General features: G+C 50.1%; 13 protein-coding genes. 5 read left to right on the forward strand and 8 right to left on the reverse strand.

The features are described 5' to 3' along the window. Window positions 1-65: 65 nt before the first annotated feature. The 5 genes from ACO0LC_RS14225 to ACO0LC_RS14245 all read left to right on the forward strand — a co-directional run bounded on the left by ACO0LC_RS14225 (window position 66) and on the right by ACO0LC_RS14245 (window position 6,082). Window positions 66-2,318 (forward strand): OPT family oligopeptide transporter, encoded by a 2,253-nt coding sequence (locus tag ACO0LC_RS14225; protein WP_423004118.1) that lies wholly within the window; start codon window positions 66-68, stop codon window positions 2,316-2,318. Between the two features lie 434 nt (window positions 2,319-2,752). Further along, the gene (locus ACO0LC_RS14230) at window positions 2,753-4,219 is read left to right on the forward strand and encodes a tyrosinase family protein (protein ID WP_423004120.1); all 1,467 of its coding nucleotides are present in this window, start codon (window positions 2,753-2,755) and stop codon (window positions 4,217-4,219) included. 32 nt (window positions 4,220-4,251) lie between these two features. Continuing rightward, a complete protein-coding gene (locus ACO0LC_RS14235; RefSeq protein WP_423004122.1) occupies window positions 4,252-5,142 on the forward strand; it encodes a DUF2182 domain-containing protein in 891 nt (296 codons plus the stop codon). Window positions 5,143-5,154: 12 nt separating this feature from the next. Continuing rightward, the gene (locus ACO0LC_RS14240) at window positions 5,155-5,694 is read left to right on the forward strand and encodes a hypothetical protein (RefSeq protein WP_423004124.1); all 540 of its coding nucleotides are present in this window, start codon (window positions 5,155-5,157) and stop codon (window positions 5,692-5,694) included. 118 nt (window positions 5,695-5,812) lie between these two features. Further along, window positions 5,813-6,082 carry a hypothetical protein gene (locus tag ACO0LC_RS14245; RefSeq protein ID WP_423004126.1) on the forward strand — a complete coding sequence of 90 codons (270 nt, stop codon included), beginning with the start codon at window positions 5,813-5,815 and terminating at the stop codon, window positions 6,080-6,082. Between the two features lie 86 nt (window positions 6,083-6,168). Here the strand turns inward: ACO0LC_RS14245 and flgL are convergent, their stop codons facing one another. From flgL to flgE, 8 genes are all read right to left on the reverse strand, one after another. Then, entirely contained in the window at window positions 6,169-7,395 is a 1,227-nt protein-coding gene (gene flgL / locus ACO0LC_RS14250) for a flagellar hook-associated protein FlgL (protein ID WP_423004128.1), read from the reverse strand. 8 nt (window positions 7,396-7,403) lie between these two features. Beyond that, the gene (gene flgK, locus ACO0LC_RS14255) at window positions 7,404-9,656 is read right to left on the reverse strand and encodes a flagellar hook-associated protein FlgK (protein ID WP_423004130.1); all 2,253 of its coding nucleotides are present in this window, start codon (window positions 9,654-9,656) and stop codon (window positions 7,404-7,406) included. Between the two features lie 115 nt (window positions 9,657-9,771). Further along, window positions 9,772-10,677, reverse strand: a complete 906-nt coding sequence (gene flgJ / locus ACO0LC_RS14260) for a flagellar assembly peptidoglycan hydrolase FlgJ (protein ID WP_423004132.1) — start codon at window positions 10,675-10,677, stop codon at window positions 9,772-9,774. A gap of 9 nt (window positions 10,678-10,686) precedes the next feature. Then, on the reverse strand, window positions 10,687-11,757 hold the full coding sequence (locus ACO0LC_RS14265) for a flagellar basal body P-ring protein FlgI (RefSeq protein WP_423004228.1): 1,071 nt from the start codon (window positions 11,755-11,757) through the stop codon (window positions 10,687-10,689). Window positions 11,758-11,834: 77 nt separating this feature from the next. Then, window positions 11,835-12,500: a flagellar basal body L-ring protein FlgH gene (locus ACO0LC_RS14270; protein ID WP_423004134.1), complete on the reverse strand. Its 666-nt coding sequence runs from the start codon at window positions 12,498-12,500 to the stop codon at window positions 11,835-11,837. A 37-nt stretch (window positions 12,501-12,537) separates the two neighbouring features. Next, complete coding sequence (flgG, locus tag ACO0LC_RS14275; RefSeq protein WP_423004136.1) at window positions 12,538-13,320, reverse strand: flagellar basal-body rod protein FlgG; 783 nt, start codon at window positions 13,318-13,320, stop codon at window positions 12,538-12,540. 88 nt (window positions 13,321-13,408) lie between these two features. After that, window positions 13,409-14,149, reverse strand: a complete 741-nt coding sequence (gene flgF, locus ACO0LC_RS14280) for a flagellar basal-body rod protein FlgF (RefSeq protein WP_423004138.1) — start codon at window positions 14,147-14,149, stop codon at window positions 13,409-13,411. Window positions 14,150-14,207: 58 nt separating this feature from the next. Then, a complete protein-coding gene (flgE, locus tag ACO0LC_RS14285) occupies window positions 14,208-15,548 on the reverse strand; it encodes a flagellar hook protein FlgE (RefSeq protein ID WP_423004140.1) in 1,341 nt (446 codons plus the stop codon). Between the last annotated feature and the right edge of the window lie 44 nt (window positions 15,549-15,592).

Genomic DNA, 15,592 nt, shown 5'->3' on the forward strand with positions numbered 1-15,592 from the left:
GAAATGGATACCCCCTCTTATTCAGCTTTTTTTGACAACAAATAGGTAGACCAATGCCAAGAGAAATGTCAACGCCTGATGCCAAACCGGGGTTCAAGCCCTATATTCCTGCTTCAGCCCACCTTCCCGAAATGACCGCAAGAGCCCTGATCATGGGTGTATTGCTTGGTATGGTCTTCGGTGCTTCATCCCTGTATCTGGTACTCAAGGTTGGTTTGACTGTCAGTGCCTCAATACCAGTGGCCGTGATTGCGATTACCTTGTTCCGCATGGGCAACAAGCTTGGGGCGAAAGACGCCACCATCCTGGAAAACAGTATTACCCAGACTGCCGGTTCCGCTGGTGAATCCCTGGCTTTTGGCCTGGGCGTGACCATGCCCGCCATCCTCATCCTGGGTTTTGACCTGGAAATTTCGCGCGTCATGCTGGTTGGCTGCCTCGGTGGCTTGCTGGGTATTTTGCTGATGATCCCCATGCGCAGAACCATGATCGTGGAAAAGCATGATGAGCTGAAATACCCCGAAGGCACAGCCTGCGCCGAGGTCTTGAAAGCCGCAGCGACTGACTCGTCCCGCGAAGCAGCCGGTGAAACAAATAATCCAAATGCAGCGGATGATGCCAGCAAACGTGCGGCGATTATCTTTGGCGGCTTTGGCATAGGCTTGCTGTATAAAATTGCCAACGTCGCTTTGAAGGGCTGGAAAGATACACCGGAAGTGGTATTTGGTGCCCCGCTGAAAGGTGGCTCGCTGGGTGCTGAAGTATCCCCGGAATTGCTGGGCGTAGGTTATATCATCGGTCCACGCATTGCTTCCGTCATGGCGGCTGGTGGCGTCATGTCTTACCTCTTGCTGATACCGATGATCAAGTTCTTTGGTGACACTTTGAGTGTGCCACTGGCTCCCGGAACCAAGCTCATCAGTGAAATGAGTGCACATGATGTGCGTGGCGCCTATGTCCTGTACATCGGTGCTGGCGCAGTTGCTGCCGGTGGCCTGGTCAGCCTGTTGCGCGCCATGCCTACCATCTGGCGTAGTTTGTCGGCTGGTTTGTCTGGCCTGGGCAAAGGTGCGGCTTCAGCAGTCGCGCCGCTGCGTACTGATCAAGACATACCCATGAAATGGGTGATCATCGGTGCCCTGGCGATTATTGCCATCATCACTTTTGCGACACCGCTGCATATGAACTTCCTGGGTGCGCTGCTGATTTTGGTATTCGGCTTCCTGTTTGCCACAGTATCTTCCCGTCTGACAGGTGAGATTGGTTCTTCTTCCAATCCTATTTCTGGCATGACGGTAGCAACCTTGTTGTTTACTTGTTTGATCTTCCTGATCATGGGCTGGACTGGCGGTCAGTACTATGTCACGGCCCTGTCTGTCGGTGCCATCGTCTGTATCGCTTCCAGCAATGCCGGTACAACCTCGCAGGATTTGAAAACCGGCTACATCGTTGGTTCCACACCGCGTTTGCAACAATATGCGATTCTGGCCGGTGCCCTGTCATCTGCACTGATCCTTGGCCCTATCCTGCTGAAGTTGAATGACTCTGGCACGGTGTATGTTCCGGCTGCGCAAGTTGCCCCTGCACTGGCTACGGATGCATCAAAACTGACAGACACTGCGCAACTGCAAGGCCCACAGGCTGATACCGATAAAGGTACTTACAAAGTCTGGCACAAGAATGACAATGTCGGCGGTCCTGCTGGCAAATACTTTGTCGACAATGCTGGCAAGGCAGTTTATCTGGTTGACCCAGGTATCAACGGTGCTTATAACAAGCGTCCTGACGGTACTGAAGTCAAGAAATACGATGCACCTAAAGCCGTGCTGATGTCCTATATCATCAAAGGTATTCTGGACAGGCAACTGCCATGGACCCTGGTCTTGTTTGGCGTGATGATTGCGCTGGTACTGGAAATGGCTGGCATACCATCGCTGGCTTTTGCCGTCGGTGTGTATCTGCCGTTATCATCCTCTGCCCCGCTGTTTGTCGGCGGCATGATACGCTGGGCGGTAGACCGTCGCAACAACAAGCTGGAGCACAATAAGCATCTCAGCGAAGAAGAGAAACAGGCAGCGGGTGACCGTAGCTCTGGCGTCTTGCTATCGTCTGGCTATATTGCGGGTGGGGCACTGGCCGGTATCGTGATTGCATTCACGGCTGGCATCCTGACCGATTTCGACAAGAAGATCGGTGACTGGGCAACGGTCAATAACCCCTTCTTTGAAGGCGTCAATGCCAATGCCTTGTCCATGATCCCTTATCTCCTGATCGCGATTGCGCTGTACTGGGTAGGCAGGGAAAAGAAAACAAATTGAAATTTGGCATAAACGAGGTTAAAACGGGGGAATAAGCTGGCAGCTCTAACATCGTTAGCTTCCTCAGTATTACTTAAGTATGTAAGGCTTGATTGTTAATGACAATCAAGCCTTTTTTCATTTCATGTAGCCTGCATTTGACTGCAGAGCCACTATCTTTCAAAAAGAATAAAACTTAACTTGTATTTAGTGAATAAATTGCTACTATACTTGCGAGGAGTTATCTTTTTTATATTCATATTATATAAGTGATTGTGGAATAACATCCTAGTGAATTGCATATACGGATTGGTCTTAGCGCAAGGCTCACCTTAAAAGTAGCTGTGCCGGTAAAACACAGTAACCGTATTTTCAAATTTTGCCCCCCCCTGATACAAACGCGTCACCCTATTGATCACATATGCAGCACAAGCTTATATCCCAAGGAGAGTGAAATGCCTACGCGCGAAAGAAAAGATGTATACAAGCTTCCAGCAGGAGACAACACACTGGAATGGTATGGCAAAGCCGTCGCAAAAATGCGCACGCGCCCTGCGACTGACCCGACCAGTTGGAGTTATCAGGCAGGCATACATGGTTTTAATAAGGATAATCCGTATTGGGCCCATGTAGGACCGGTTCCCTCACCTGGTCAGCAAACTGAATACTGGAAACAATGCCAGCATGGAAGTTGGTATTTCTTGCCGTGGCATCGTATGTACCTGGCGTACTTTGAGCAAATAGTTGCCAAAACCATCGTTGATCTGGGTGGACCAACTGATTGGAGTCTGCCTTTCTGGAATTACAGTGATAGCAACAACCCAAATGCCACCAAATTACCTCCAGCCTTTACTGCAGGGACTGCCGCCAGCAATCCCTTGCAAATGCCACCTGCCGGGCAGTATCCTGGTCGCAAACATAATTTTGTCGAACACAAAGACGTGACCTTAGCGGCGCTCAAAACGCTGGTATTCCAGGGTGCCCCCACAGGAGTCCCACCGGGTTTTGGCGGACCAGTCACCGGTTTTTCCCATAGCGGCAAGACGCATGGCGATCTCGAACACCTCCCACACGATATGGTGCATGTGGACATAGGCGGCGCCATGGGTGACCCAAGAACGGCGGGGTTGGATCCGATTTTCTGGTTACATCACGCAAACATTGATCGCCTGTGGCAGGTCTGGCTCAACCTGGGACACTCGCGTCACAACCCCTTGGATACAGCCTGGCTCAATTTTGCTTTCGATTTCCATGATGCTACTGGCTCACCCAAGGCCTTAAAGGTTGCCGAGGTGCTTGACACCACCAAAGTGCTTGGTCATGGTTATAGCTACCAGGGTGTGCCAACTTCACCACCAGTTGCAGCCGAAGCCATGTTTGCCAATAAACTGTTCGCAGCTGCTCCTGGCGATCTTGACGACGGCATGCCACCAGAAGTGGCTGCAGCGACAGATACCAGCCTGACACTGGATAAATCAAACACAACGACCAGCCTGCAATTAATCAACTCTGGTCGCAAAACTGGTAGCCTGCATCGTTTCAATACGACGATACCAGGTCTGGCTGGAGCGGCTCCGGCAGCCAACACCAATCATGTTTATTTAAACTTTGAAAATATCACCGGCAAAGGCGTACCACCGGCATATGACGTCTATTTGAATTTGCCAGATGAAAATCGACCTGACGATGCACACTTTGCTGGAGCATTACCTTTCTTTGGAGTGGAAGCTGCATCCAGCAAAGACAGTCAACACAATGGCAGCGGCCAGCATTATGTGTTTGATGTCAGTGATATCGTCAGCACGCTCAAGGAAAATAGCCAATGGGACCCGCAACACTTGAAAGTACATCTTCAACCGCGTGAAACCCCGGAGCCTGGCTGCACAATAGAAATTGGGCGTATCAGTCTGTACGTGAAATAAAGTGAAGGGGCAGCGTTTATGGAATAGGCGACATGCTTAACAAATTGCTCAGCGATATTTGCCTGGCATGGAAGCCGCTATGGACGCCGCCGCGCCCATCACAGTTGTTAGCTCATTTGCGCTCCAACGGGCAGTTAAGCCTGCCGCAAATGACGGGCCATTTACTCAAGCCGGAATTTTGGCAAAATTGGCTGGCGCGCTATCCGCAAACCTGGTTATGGCTGTGGAGTGGCCTGGCTTGGACTATTCTCGTCCGCAGAATATTGGCGCAATACCGCATGCCGGATATATGCAGTAGTACACCACAACTGTTTGGCGAGCAATTTTTCAATATGGGCATCAGTTGGGGCCTGATGATAGCCGCCATGATGCTCCCGCTCTTGAGTGAGCAAGTCCAGCATGTTGCCTCACGCATGCCCAGTCGCATGCGTAACGCTGCCATCCACTGGTTCTTGCTGGCTTATATATTGCAATGGCTACTTACTGGATTGCTGGTTTATGTACTGTCTAGCAGTGCCTTCACTTCCCTCAGTAATTTGGCTGATCAAGTGGCCTGGCGAGCAAAATGGCGCAGCGCCCTGCCCACCCTGGGATTTGCCTTGGCTGCTGCCTGGGTATATTCGCCCATGAAACGTGCTGCGCAGCTGAGTTGTAGTCGTACCATCCCCATGCGCATACAAGCCTGGGGCGCTGGAGTAGATAGTATGCGCTTTGGCATATTGAGTGCCAATTTTTGCTTGCGTACCTGCTGGGCGCCCATGCTGGCGTTGATGCTGGCTCAACATGGCATATTGCTCATGATGCTGGTAGCATCATTGCTGACTTACGAACGCTATTTCCTGAATTACAGGAGCCGCGCACTCGCTCATGCCTGGGCCAGCATGGCACTGGCATTTTTGTTACTGAATATATTCAAAACTTAAGGTCAACCTGTCATGAGCAGTCCCAGCATTATTGCCGCCAATAATGAAATACAAGTGCTAGGATCAGACTTGCTTGACGTGAATTTGGATTTATCCCAAGCCAGAAGCTTACTTGCCTTGAATAAGATTACCCTGCCGAGCCTGGTCGGCAGCCAAACCAGCCCAATATTGCGTCATGCCTATTTGTGCTTTGAGCACATCACCGGTCATGGTGCGCCGCCAGCTTACGACGTATATCTGAACTTGCCACCTGCCGCCCAAGCCATGCTGAAGCAGTCAGATCATGCCAGCATGGACGCACAACTTGAAAGTCTGCATTTTGCTGGCACTCTGGGGTTTTATGGACTGGAATCAAGTTCAACACCTGGACTGGAACACGATGGCTCAGGCATGAATATCATCCTTGACGTCGCGGGATTGCTCAAGGGCTTGCGTAGCCGCAGTGACTGGAGTGAGCAAGCTATGCATATCAGCTTATTACCACGCGAGCCACTGACTGCAAATGCAGCCGTAAGCATAGGGCGAATCAGCCTGCAGGTAGCGGCGGCATGAAACCTGTGTGAGAATACCCGCTGAATGTCTAGCAAATATCTGGTGAAATATCGATGAAGTGTCTGCAAATGCGCTAGAGCAAGTACAATATCTGCATATTATTTACCCGAAAGCCGCCATGTCAGCACCTCAAGCCGTTGTCGATTGCAAAAACCAGCCTGTCACCGTCGGCGACATTGTTCGCATAGTCAATCTCGACAAGCGATTTATCAAAAGCTTCCCTGAGGATGAACGCATACTCATAGAATCGATGATAGGTCAGTTTTTCAAAGTCATCGCCATGGATGAAGAAGGCCAGCCTTGTGTTGTACGTGAATGGCATGATGAGCGTGGCATCATGCAAACCCATGTGATTGCCCTGGATGCAGAAGATATGGAAAAAGTGTAAGCATTTTGCCTGCACAAACAAAAAAGCAGCCGAGGCTGCTTTTTTTATGTGGTCAAACGATCAAAATCTAGCTTGCCATCGTTCCGTCAGCGAATATAGTCAAACAATGACAAGTTCGATGTTTTCACAAAGGACTGCTGGGCAGCCTGCAAAGTCACTTGCTGTTGATTGAGTTGAGTAATCGCCTGGGCATAATCCAGATCAAGCAATGAAGACAAATCCTGCTTGAAGGCCACACCCTTGGCGTCGCCTTCGCTATCAAGATCGTCAATTTCCTTGAGACTGGTTCCAAGTTGCGCACGTACGGTCAAGACATTATTGAGTGACTTGTCGACATTACTATTGCCCTGGGCAAGTGCCGCCGTCAGGTCCTTCTTGGCAGCGCCGTTACCGGCAGGGGTATTCAAGGCATTGATGATGTCTGTTACTGTTTCAAAGATGTTTTGATTGCCAGGTTGCACTGAAAATTTATCGCCGGGAGCAGGCACAGCCGAAGGGGGTGCAGCAGCATCAGTGACACTCAAGTCTATGCCGTCAAAGGTAATCGTTGCGCCACTCACATAGGGTGTCAGCGGTACTACCACAGTACCAGTAGTCTTATTGGTGACGGTAAACGAAGTACCCAGATTATCAAAGGCGACTTCATAGTTATTACCCGTCAAATTTGCAGAAGTAGGCACATTGATACTGGCAGCGGCCACTGCCTTCCCAGAATTGGAGGGATTAGGCTGGACATTGAATTGTCCAGGCGAGGTACGGATATTTTCAAAAATTTCAGTACCAGGCCCGCTCAGTGGTATTTGTCTGGAAGTATCCGCCTGGATAAATCTTTGCCCCAGATCTCCATTGTAAGTAGCACCACCGGCTTTTTTGGTATAGGGCGCAGTTGTCGTATTAAAACCTGAAAACAGATAATTGCCTGTACCATCGGTAGAGTTGGCCTGACCAAAAAATTGATCCAGATTGCCTTGCAATTGCTGGGCAATAAAGCCACGCTCGGTATCAGAATAAGTACCGTTGCCCGCTTCAACAATCAGGGCTTTAATGGAGTGCAAGGTATCAGTCACATTCCCCAATACACTTTCTGAAGCACTCAAATTATTCTTGGCCGCCTGCCGGTTTGTCGCCAGCTGGGTATTGAGGGAGTCGGATTGGGAAATCACCAGGGCCCGCGCCGAGGCAATCGGATCATCAGCCGGGGTCAGCACACGACGTCCTGCGGCAATTTGCTGTTGGGTCTTGTTCAAACTGGATTGCAGATCACTAATCCTGGATCCAGCAGTTTCATATATGGTGCTAGTACTGATACGCATAATAACCTCTATCTACCTATCGCCAATATGGTGTCCAACAATGTCCCTGCTATTTGCATCAATTTGCCTGCAGCCTGGTAAGCCTGCTGGTAGCGCATTAGATTCGCTGCTTCTTCATCCAGATTCACGCCGGACTCTGATTGTTGAGCCGCGACATTTTGTGCTAATAATTTTGTTTCTGAGTCGCTGGTAATTTGCACTTCATGGGCCTTGTTACCAACCAGGCTGACGAACTGGGCATAACCGCCCTGGAAAGTCGTAGTTTTGCCACCTATGGTGTTTTGCGTTTGCAGACTGCTCAAAATGACTGCATTGCGATTATCACCAGAACCATTGGTATTCGGGCCTATATTAAACACATCGCCATTGGCAGGGCTACCAGATACGGAAAAGCTGATGCCGTTATAGCTGATGGTGGAGCCAGCGGTATAAGGTATTGCCGAACCTGCCGGGTAACTGGTCGAGGTATTGCCGTTGGTCACCGTCACATTGGCGGTAGCCGGAAAACCAGTCAAAGTGTTGCCGGCAGAGTTATAAGTCAGTTTGGTCGCAGCCACCGGCAAAGCAGCCGACAAAGTAAATGTATCGCCATTAGCTGGCGCTGCCGGGCTATTGGCAATAGCAAAACTGATGCCGCTAAAACTGATGGTGGCTCCGCTGGTATAAGGTACTGTCGCTGGTGGAGGATAATTAGTCGTCACCGCCCCTACTTTGACTGAAACAGTCGCGCCAGCAGGGAAACCGGAAATGGTATTGGCTGGCGAAGCAAATGTCAGATTGACCGGCGCCGCCAAAGTCGTTCCCAGGAAGGAATCATCCGCAGTGGCAGCACCTATGGTTGCCGTAGCAGAATTACTGGCAGTCGATACTTGCGAATTCGCTACACCTACACTGATCTTGCCACTACCTGTATTGGTGGTCGGGAAGGAGGTAGTCAAAGGCCCTGCAGCGGCAAGTTTTGCCGGGTCTTGAATCGCCACAGATAAACTGGAGCCGCCAGCGGCCGTTGGCCTGATTAAAAATTCATCCCCAGCAGCAGGCGCAGCTGCAGCAGGTGGTGGTGCCAATTGAAAATTAATCCCGTCAAATTTTAATGGCAGGCTTGCCGTTGTCTGCGACACACCATCAGACAAACGGGTGATCTTGTAATTACCACCTATGAATTGCAAGCGATAGTCGCTCGTGGTGAGAGCCGTAGTATCAGTAATGCTGGCATTAATCGCCGCAGTGGAAGTGTTCAGCGAGCTTGGGGTGGAGACGGGGCCAGCAATATTAAAGAAATTGCCGCCAACCTGTCCATTCAAATCCAGCCCCAGTTTTTGCTGGTCATTGAACTGCGTTGCCAAGCCTATGGCTATCCTGCCTATACCGTTTTGCGCCACATCCAGGGTATTGGCCCTGAAATCAAACAAACCGCCCAACTGACCACCGGCGAAACTATTTTCAGGCAGCAAGACCGAACCACCATTGGTCACATAAGAAACCTCAGTCCGGGTAGGATCAGTCCGCGATTGGCTGACTTGCAATTGATTGACAATGCTGCCCAGCACCAAAGGCTGGCCATTACCAATGAATACATTGTATTTGGCACCTTGCGGCACCACGCTGACCTTGGTCAACTTGCTTAACTCAGTCACAAGTTGATCACGCTGATCCAGCAAATCATTAGGGCCACTACTTGATGAGCCTTGTGCCTTCTCAATAACGTCATTTAAATTAGCCAACTCAGTGGCATAGCTATTGATTGAGCCGACCACTGTGCCTATCTGACCATTCACGTCAGCGGAAATTTGATCAAGACGGGTTTGCAATCCATTGACGCGCCCCGCCAGCGACTGAGCCGACGACAATGCTGCCTGGCGCGCGGCAGCACCGGCAGTACCATTAGGGCTGGCAGCCAGATTTTGGAAAGCTTTGAAAAAATCCTGCAAGGCAGGCGTCACGCCCGATGTCGGGTCCGCCACCAGATTATTGATCTGGCTGATTTGGTTGTAGTACACATCTGCCTGATTTTTAGCAGATTGCGATGCATTGACTTGCCCGCCTAAAAAAGCATTGTACTGTCTTTGTATCGTGGTAACCGACACCCCTTGCCCTATGAAAGAGCCGCCAAGATTTTGTGGCTCATTGGCAGCCTGCAAAATCACCTGTCTGTTATAGCCGGGAGTCGATGCATTAGCAATATTATGGCCCGTGGTAGCAATACCCAACTGCGCTGCATTCAGCGCCGATTGCCCAATACCAAATATATTTGAACCCATAATTGAACCTGCTCTTTTGCTAAGTTAGCTACCCAGTGCTATCAATCATGTTTTCGGTGCGTTTCGACAAAACTTTAATCTGATTGCACTTTCATTGGGGCAACTTATGTTGAAATTATGTTGAAAGTGAATTTTTGATGATCTTTGTTAGCTTATTGGCATACTCGGGATCAGTTGCATAACCTGCTTTTTGCAAACCTTGCGCAAAACTTGTTGCATCTTTAGCATTGGCAAGCACATTTTCATAGCGAGGATTTTTGGTGATCAATTTTGCATAATCCTTGAAAGCATCTGCATAAGTATCATAAGACTTGAATTTTTCCACTTTGCGCTGGGCCACGCCATTCACATACTCCGTAGTGACGGCATCGACTGTCTTGCCTTTCCAGCCCTTGGTCGCCTTCATGCCAAAGATATTATGGCTGCTTGAACCATCCGCAGTCTTGATTTCACGACGACCCCAGCCACTTTCCAGCGCCGCCTGACCGAGCATGAATTTAGCGGGGATACCAGTTTCCTGACTTGCCTGCTCAGCGTGAGCAGCCAGTTTTTCCTGAAATTCACGAACATGATTGGGACCAGTGTATGCCGTTTTAGGTGCATTGGCTGGCATTTGCTCAAACTTCAGGTTATCCAGATAAGTATTGATACCGCGCATGCTAGCCGAACTATTGGCATTATTACCAGAGCCAGTATCCGTTTCCAATGCCTGGTTCATGGCATTATTGGAAAGTTGCCTGACCAGCACGTCTGCCAGACCCACGCCCTTCTTGGCCATGGTCTGGGATAATTGCTGGTCCAGCATGGAGGTGTACATGCGGCTTTGCTCGCTATCGAAAGGCCCATCCTGGCCACCGGCCTGGCGCATGGATTTCAGCATCATGTTCATGAACAAGGCTTCAAACTGCTGGGCAGCACCCTTGATTGCATCTGGCGAATTATTTCTGGCCGACTGTTTCAGCTCATCAAGGCCTTTGCTGTCGAAGGCCGTTTTATCAGTGAAATCGGTGCGCCCTATCATCACGATTCCTTAGATAATTTCCAGGTCTGCACGCAAGGCGCCAGATGCCTTGATCGCCTGCAGTATGGCCAGCAAGTCTTGCGGCGTCGCCCCTATGGCGTTGAGTGCTTTCACTACTTCAGCCAGGGATACGCCGGCCTTCAGCATCACTAACTGTCCCGCATCCTTGGTAATAGTGACCGTGGAATTGGCATTGGCGGCAGTCTGCCCAGCCGCCAGGGCATTTGGCTGGCTGACGGTATTGTCCGTATTAATCACCACCGACAGGTTGCCGTGTGCCACGGCACAGGTTTCCAGGGTCACAGCCTGGTTCATGACGATAGAGCCAGTCCTGGCGTTCAAGATCACCTTGGCGGCCATTTGTGCGGGCGTCACGTCTATGTTTTCCAAATTACCCAAAAATGCCACACGCTGATCTGTCACGAGCGGCGCTTTCACCTGGATGACACGTCCGTCCATGGCAGCGGCGGTATCTGGACCAAAACGACGGTTGATTGCATCGACAACGCGGCTTGCGGTTGAAAAATCGGAGGTATTCAATTCCAGTTGTATGGTGCTACCCTGCGCAACCGAGTTTGGCACGGCTCTTTCCACTGTAGCGCCAGAAGAAATTTTACCTACGCTTAAATGATTGACTTGCGCCTTGCTACCATTGGCTGAAGCACCAACTCCACCAACCAGCACATTTCCCTGCGCCATCGCATAAATCTGGTTGTCTGCACCTTTCAAAGGTGTCATCAGCAAAGTGCCACCACGCAAACTCTTGGCATTGCCCATGGACGATACCGTGATATCCAAAGTTTGCCCTGGCTGTGCAAAGGGTGGCAAAGAAGCAGTGACCATCACGGCTGCCACGTTCTTTAATTGCAGGCTGGTGCCAACAGGAATAGCCACACCCAGTTGCTGCAACATACTGATAATACTTTGCACCGTAAATGGTGTTTGCGTGGTCTGGTCACCACTACCATCCAGGCCCACCACCAGACCATAACCCAGCAACTGGTTTTGTCGCACGCCCTGTATGCCTGCCAGATCCTTGATACGCTCGGCACGGCTTTCCGTCGCGATCAAGGCAGCCATAAAGGCTGAGGCAAAAAAAACAGCCTTGATCAATCTGGAGATGGAAAGTACGTTCATAAAACTATCCTGAGCATTCGCTATAAAGGAAGGAAACTAAGAAAAAACCGGGTCAACATGGAATTCATTTCTGCCTTGTCGAGACGCGATGTGGAGCGGTATTCAAAGCGGGCATCGGCCACCTGGGTAGAAGCAACGACATTGCCAGAAGCAATCGTGGTCGGATTGATTACGCCAGAAAAGCGCACAAACTCCGCCCCTTTATCAAAAGCCAGTTGTTTCTCCCCACTGACCAGCAGATTCCCGTTAGGCAGTACATCAATCACCGTCACGGCAATTGTGCCGGTAAAGCTATTGCTGGCAGTTTCTGCCCCTTTTTCATCAAACTTGGTGGATGAAGAAGCAGACAGAGCGGCCTGTGCCGTTGTCGTGGCTGGAATACCAAATACGGTTGGTGCAGCAAAAGAGGCGGCCCCAGTCTTGCTGCCCGAAGCGGCGGCAGCTTTACCAGCAGAAGTTTTTTCAGCGATGGTAATCGTCAAGACATCACCGACCATGCGTGCCTTCGCATCCTCATATAATGGACGGTAAGTCGCTTGCTGGAAAATTGCCCCGTTTGCCTGTCTTTGCGGCTTGGCCGATTGCGCAGTAATAGAGGTAGGCTGGTGCACGATAGGTGGTGGCGTCACCGCGCATGCAGTCAAGACCAGCAGTGGAAGCAATAAGAATAATTTTGTATATTTCATGATCAACTCTTCAGCCGGTTCAGTCAGCAATCCATACTTACAATTGAGACAGGCGTTGCAACATCTGGTCAGAAGTCGTAATCGCTTTGCTATTGATTTCATAGGCGCGCTGGGTCTGTATCATGTTGACCAGTTCTTCAGCCACATTCACATTGGAAGTTTCGACAAAACTTTGCACCAGCAAACCCGCACCATTCGTACCCGGCGTATTGGTGCCAGGATTGCCAGAGGCAGCTGTTTCCACATACAAGTTTTCACCAAGTGCCATCAAACCGGCCGGGTTAATAAACGTAGCAAGCTGCAGGGAACCTACCTGTACAGGAGCAACCGAGCCTGGCTGTGTTACAGACACTGTGCCATCTCTTCCTACGGTAATCGATTGTGCATTGGCAGGAATGGTAATCGCTGGCTGGATGACGAAGCCGCTGGAAGTCACTAACTGCCCCTGACTATCCGTCTGGAATGAACCATCCCTGGTATAGCCTGTTGTTCCATCAGGCATCAGCACTTGAAAAAAACCCGCTCCTGAAATCGCAACATCCTTGCTATTGCCGGTCTGTTGCAAATTACCTTGCGTGAACAGTTTTTCTGTTGCTACCGGGCGAACACCAGTACCCAGTTGCAAGCCAGAAGGCAGTTGGGTTTGTTGTGAACTTTGCGCGCCAGGCTGGCGTATATTTTGATACAACAAATCTTCAAACACTGCACGTGAGCGCTTGAAACCATTGGTGCTGACGTTGGCCAGGTTATTGCTCACCACGTCCATCTGCGTCTGTTGCGCATCCAGGCCAGTTTTGGCTATCCATAGTGAACGTATCATCGCTTCCCCCTTTTTTTGCCTTGTTGTGTTTTGCCTTGCTTAATTTGCCTGCAAAGCCTCATACAAGGCTATTGTGCTACATATGCACTCAACTCAAAGTCAGGATCTGACTGGCTTTAGTGGCGTTATTCTCGGCGTTCTGCAATAGCTTCATTTGCATTTCAAAGCTGCGCGCCAGATTGATCATATTCACCATGGAATCAACCACATTCACATTGCTGTTTTCCAGCATGCCCCCTGCAACAGTGACAAGAGGATCAGCATCTGCAGCCACACCATCCTTGGTTTTAAACAAACCATCGTCACCACGCACCAGATTCTCTTCCGGCGGATTGACAAGTTTCAATCTGCCTATGACTTGTACGGCATTGGGCTTGGTACCACTGGGAACAGCCGAGACTGTGCCATCCTTGGCAATGGCGATGGCAACGTCTGGCGGCACAGTGATGGGGCCGCCATCACCCACCAGGTTCAAGCCATTTTGGGTTTGCAGAATACCGTTTTCACTGACCTTCAAACTACCGTGCCGGGTAAGGGCCTCGGAACCATCGGCTTTTTCCACGACCAGCCAGCCCTTACCCTGCACGGCCACATCCAGTTCACGGCCAGTAATCTGCAAGCTGCCTGTCGAGAAATCCGTACCCACCGTGGCATCGACCACGAAAGTCCGGGTGGGCAGGCCATCGCCCTTGACTGGCACGGCCCGAAAAGAATCCAGTTGCGCCCGGAAACCCGTAGTAGAGACATTCGCCAGATTGTGCGACACAGTAGCCTGCTGCTCAAGGATGTGCTTGGCACCTGTCATCGCCGTATACACTAATCTATCCATGAGCTACTCCTGTTTGCCTGAGGTCTACAACACATGTCAATGCAGAAAACCACAATCATTAACGCAGGTTGACCAGTGTCTGTAATACCTGATCCTGGGTTTTAATGGTTTGCGCATTGGCCTGGTAGACACGTTGGGCTGTAATCATGTTCACCAGTTCACCTGTCAAATCAGTATTCGAATCTTCAGTCGCAGATGCGGTCAACGTACCCAGGCTGCCAGAATTTGGCGGGCCTATCAGTGCATTGCCGGAAGAAGCCGTTTCTATCCACTGATTATCACCTGTCGATTGCAAGCCATTCGGATTGGTAAAATTGGCCAATACCACTTGTGCCAATACTGCTGTCTTGCCATTGGTATAGCTACCTACTATGGTGCCATCTTTGGCTGTATTAAATTTGGACAGCTTGCCGGAAGCATAACCATCTTGAGTGTTTTTACTGACACTGAAGTCAGAACCAAATTGGGTGGTACCATTGAAATCGTACTTGATGTCGACCGCAGTATTAATTGGTGTCACCGCACCAGTATTGACAGGCACCGTCAACTTCATTGCTTTAGGATCGGTAGCTGAAAATGGTGGCGTTGCTACTGTCAGCTTACCCAGATTATCAAAACCAATACGGCCTATGGAATTGGCAGTAGCACCACCACCGACAATCAAGGTACCATCCACCGTGGCAAATACATCCCACTCTATGGTGGCTGGTGCAGTAGGTGGCGTAGCGGGATTCAAATTATCCACCTTCACAAAGAAAGACTGAATCACGTGTGAATTACCCAAGCTATCAAACACGGCAATCGATGTAGAGCTATTGTAGGTCGTAGGATCAGTCGCACTAAAAACAGTCGGCGTAATGACGGGTGGAATGGCGACCGGTATTTGCGTACCTGGAACCAGTTTGCGCGAATCCAGATTCATCACCGCATTGATTAATGTAGTCTGGGCCGGCGCGATATCAGAAGTATTGATGTTGATAGTGGAAGCCGCGCCTGTGGACAACACCCCTGCCGAATTTGCTACATAACCTGTCAGTTGCGCCCCCTGCGCATTGACTATATTGCCCTGCTTGTCCAACTGAAACTGACCGTTGCGAGTGTAGGTTACAGCTCCATTGGTCGACATGCGAAAGAAGCCGCCGCCATTGATGGCGATATCAAGAGGATTGTTCGTCGTCGAAATATTACCCTGAGTGAATTGCTGCACCACAGCGGCAACCTTGGTACCGATACCCACTGTACCAGCGGAAGAACCATTCAGTGAATTAGCGTAGACGTCAGCAAACTGAGTCTGTCCTTGTTTGTAACCCACAGTGCTGGCATTGGAGATATTGTTACCGATAACATCCAGCGACTTGGAAGCAGCGTTCAGTCCACTCAATCCTTGTTGAAAACCCATGATATTTCTCCCTTACTTTATATAGTTCATTCGTGCTGATTACT

Origin of the sequence: Undibacterium sp. JH2W (assembly GCF_049340425.1) — a bacterium.
In the GTDB taxonomy this organism is placed as follows: domain Bacteria; phylum Pseudomonadota; class Gammaproteobacteria; order Burkholderiales; family Burkholderiaceae_D; genus Undibacterium.

What these genes read in the sequence shown, in the direction of transcription:
- flgF (WP_423004138.1), bottom strand. Translation starts at nt 14,149, where the DNA reads ATGGATAGATTAGTGTATACGGCGATGACAGGTGCCAAGCACATCCTT.
- flgJ (WP_423004132.1), bottom strand. Translation starts at nt 10,677, where the DNA reads ATGATAGGGCGCACCGATTTCACTGATAAAACGGCCTTCGACAGCAAA.
- ACO0LC_RS14225 (WP_423004118.1), top strand. Translation starts at nt 66, where the DNA reads ATGTCAACGCCTGATGCCAAACCGGGGTTCAAGCCCTATATTCCTGCT.
- ACO0LC_RS14265 (WP_423004228.1), bottom strand. Translation starts at nt 11,757, where the DNA reads ATGGCTGCCTTGATCGCGACGGAAAGCCGTGCCGAGCGTATCAAGGAT.
- flgE (WP_423004140.1), bottom strand. Translation starts at nt 15,548, where the DNA reads ATGGGTTTTCAACAAGGATTGAGTGGACTGAACGCTGCTTCCAAGTCG.
- ACO0LC_RS14230 (WP_423004120.1), top strand. Translation starts at nt 2,753, where the DNA reads ATGCCTACGCGCGAAAGAAAAGATGTATACAAGCTTCCAGCAGGAGAC.
- ACO0LC_RS14235 (WP_423004122.1), top strand. Translation starts at nt 4,252, where the DNA reads ATGCTTAACAAATTGCTCAGCGATATTTGCCTGGCATGGAAGCCGCTA.
- flgL (WP_423004128.1), bottom strand. Translation starts at nt 7,395, where the DNA reads ATGCGTATCAGTACTAGCACCATATATGAAACTGCTGGATCCAGGATT.
- flgG (WP_423004136.1), bottom strand. Translation starts at nt 13,320, where the DNA reads ATGATACGTTCACTATGGATAGCCAAAACTGGCCTGGATGCGCAACAG.
- flgK (WP_423004130.1), bottom strand. Translation starts at nt 9,656, where the DNA reads ATGGGTTCAAATATATTTGGTATTGGGCAATCGGCGCTGAATGCAGCG.
- ACO0LC_RS14245 (WP_423004126.1), top strand. Translation starts at nt 5,813, where the DNA reads ATGTCAGCACCTCAAGCCGTTGTCGATTGCAAAAACCAGCCTGTCACC.
- ACO0LC_RS14270 (WP_423004134.1), bottom strand. Translation starts at nt 12,500, where the DNA reads ATGAAATATACAAAATTATTCTTATTGCTTCCACTGCTGGTCTTGACT.
- ACO0LC_RS14240 (WP_423004124.1), top strand. Translation starts at nt 5,155, where the DNA reads ATGAGCAGTCCCAGCATTATTGCCGCCAATAATGAAATACAAGTGCTA.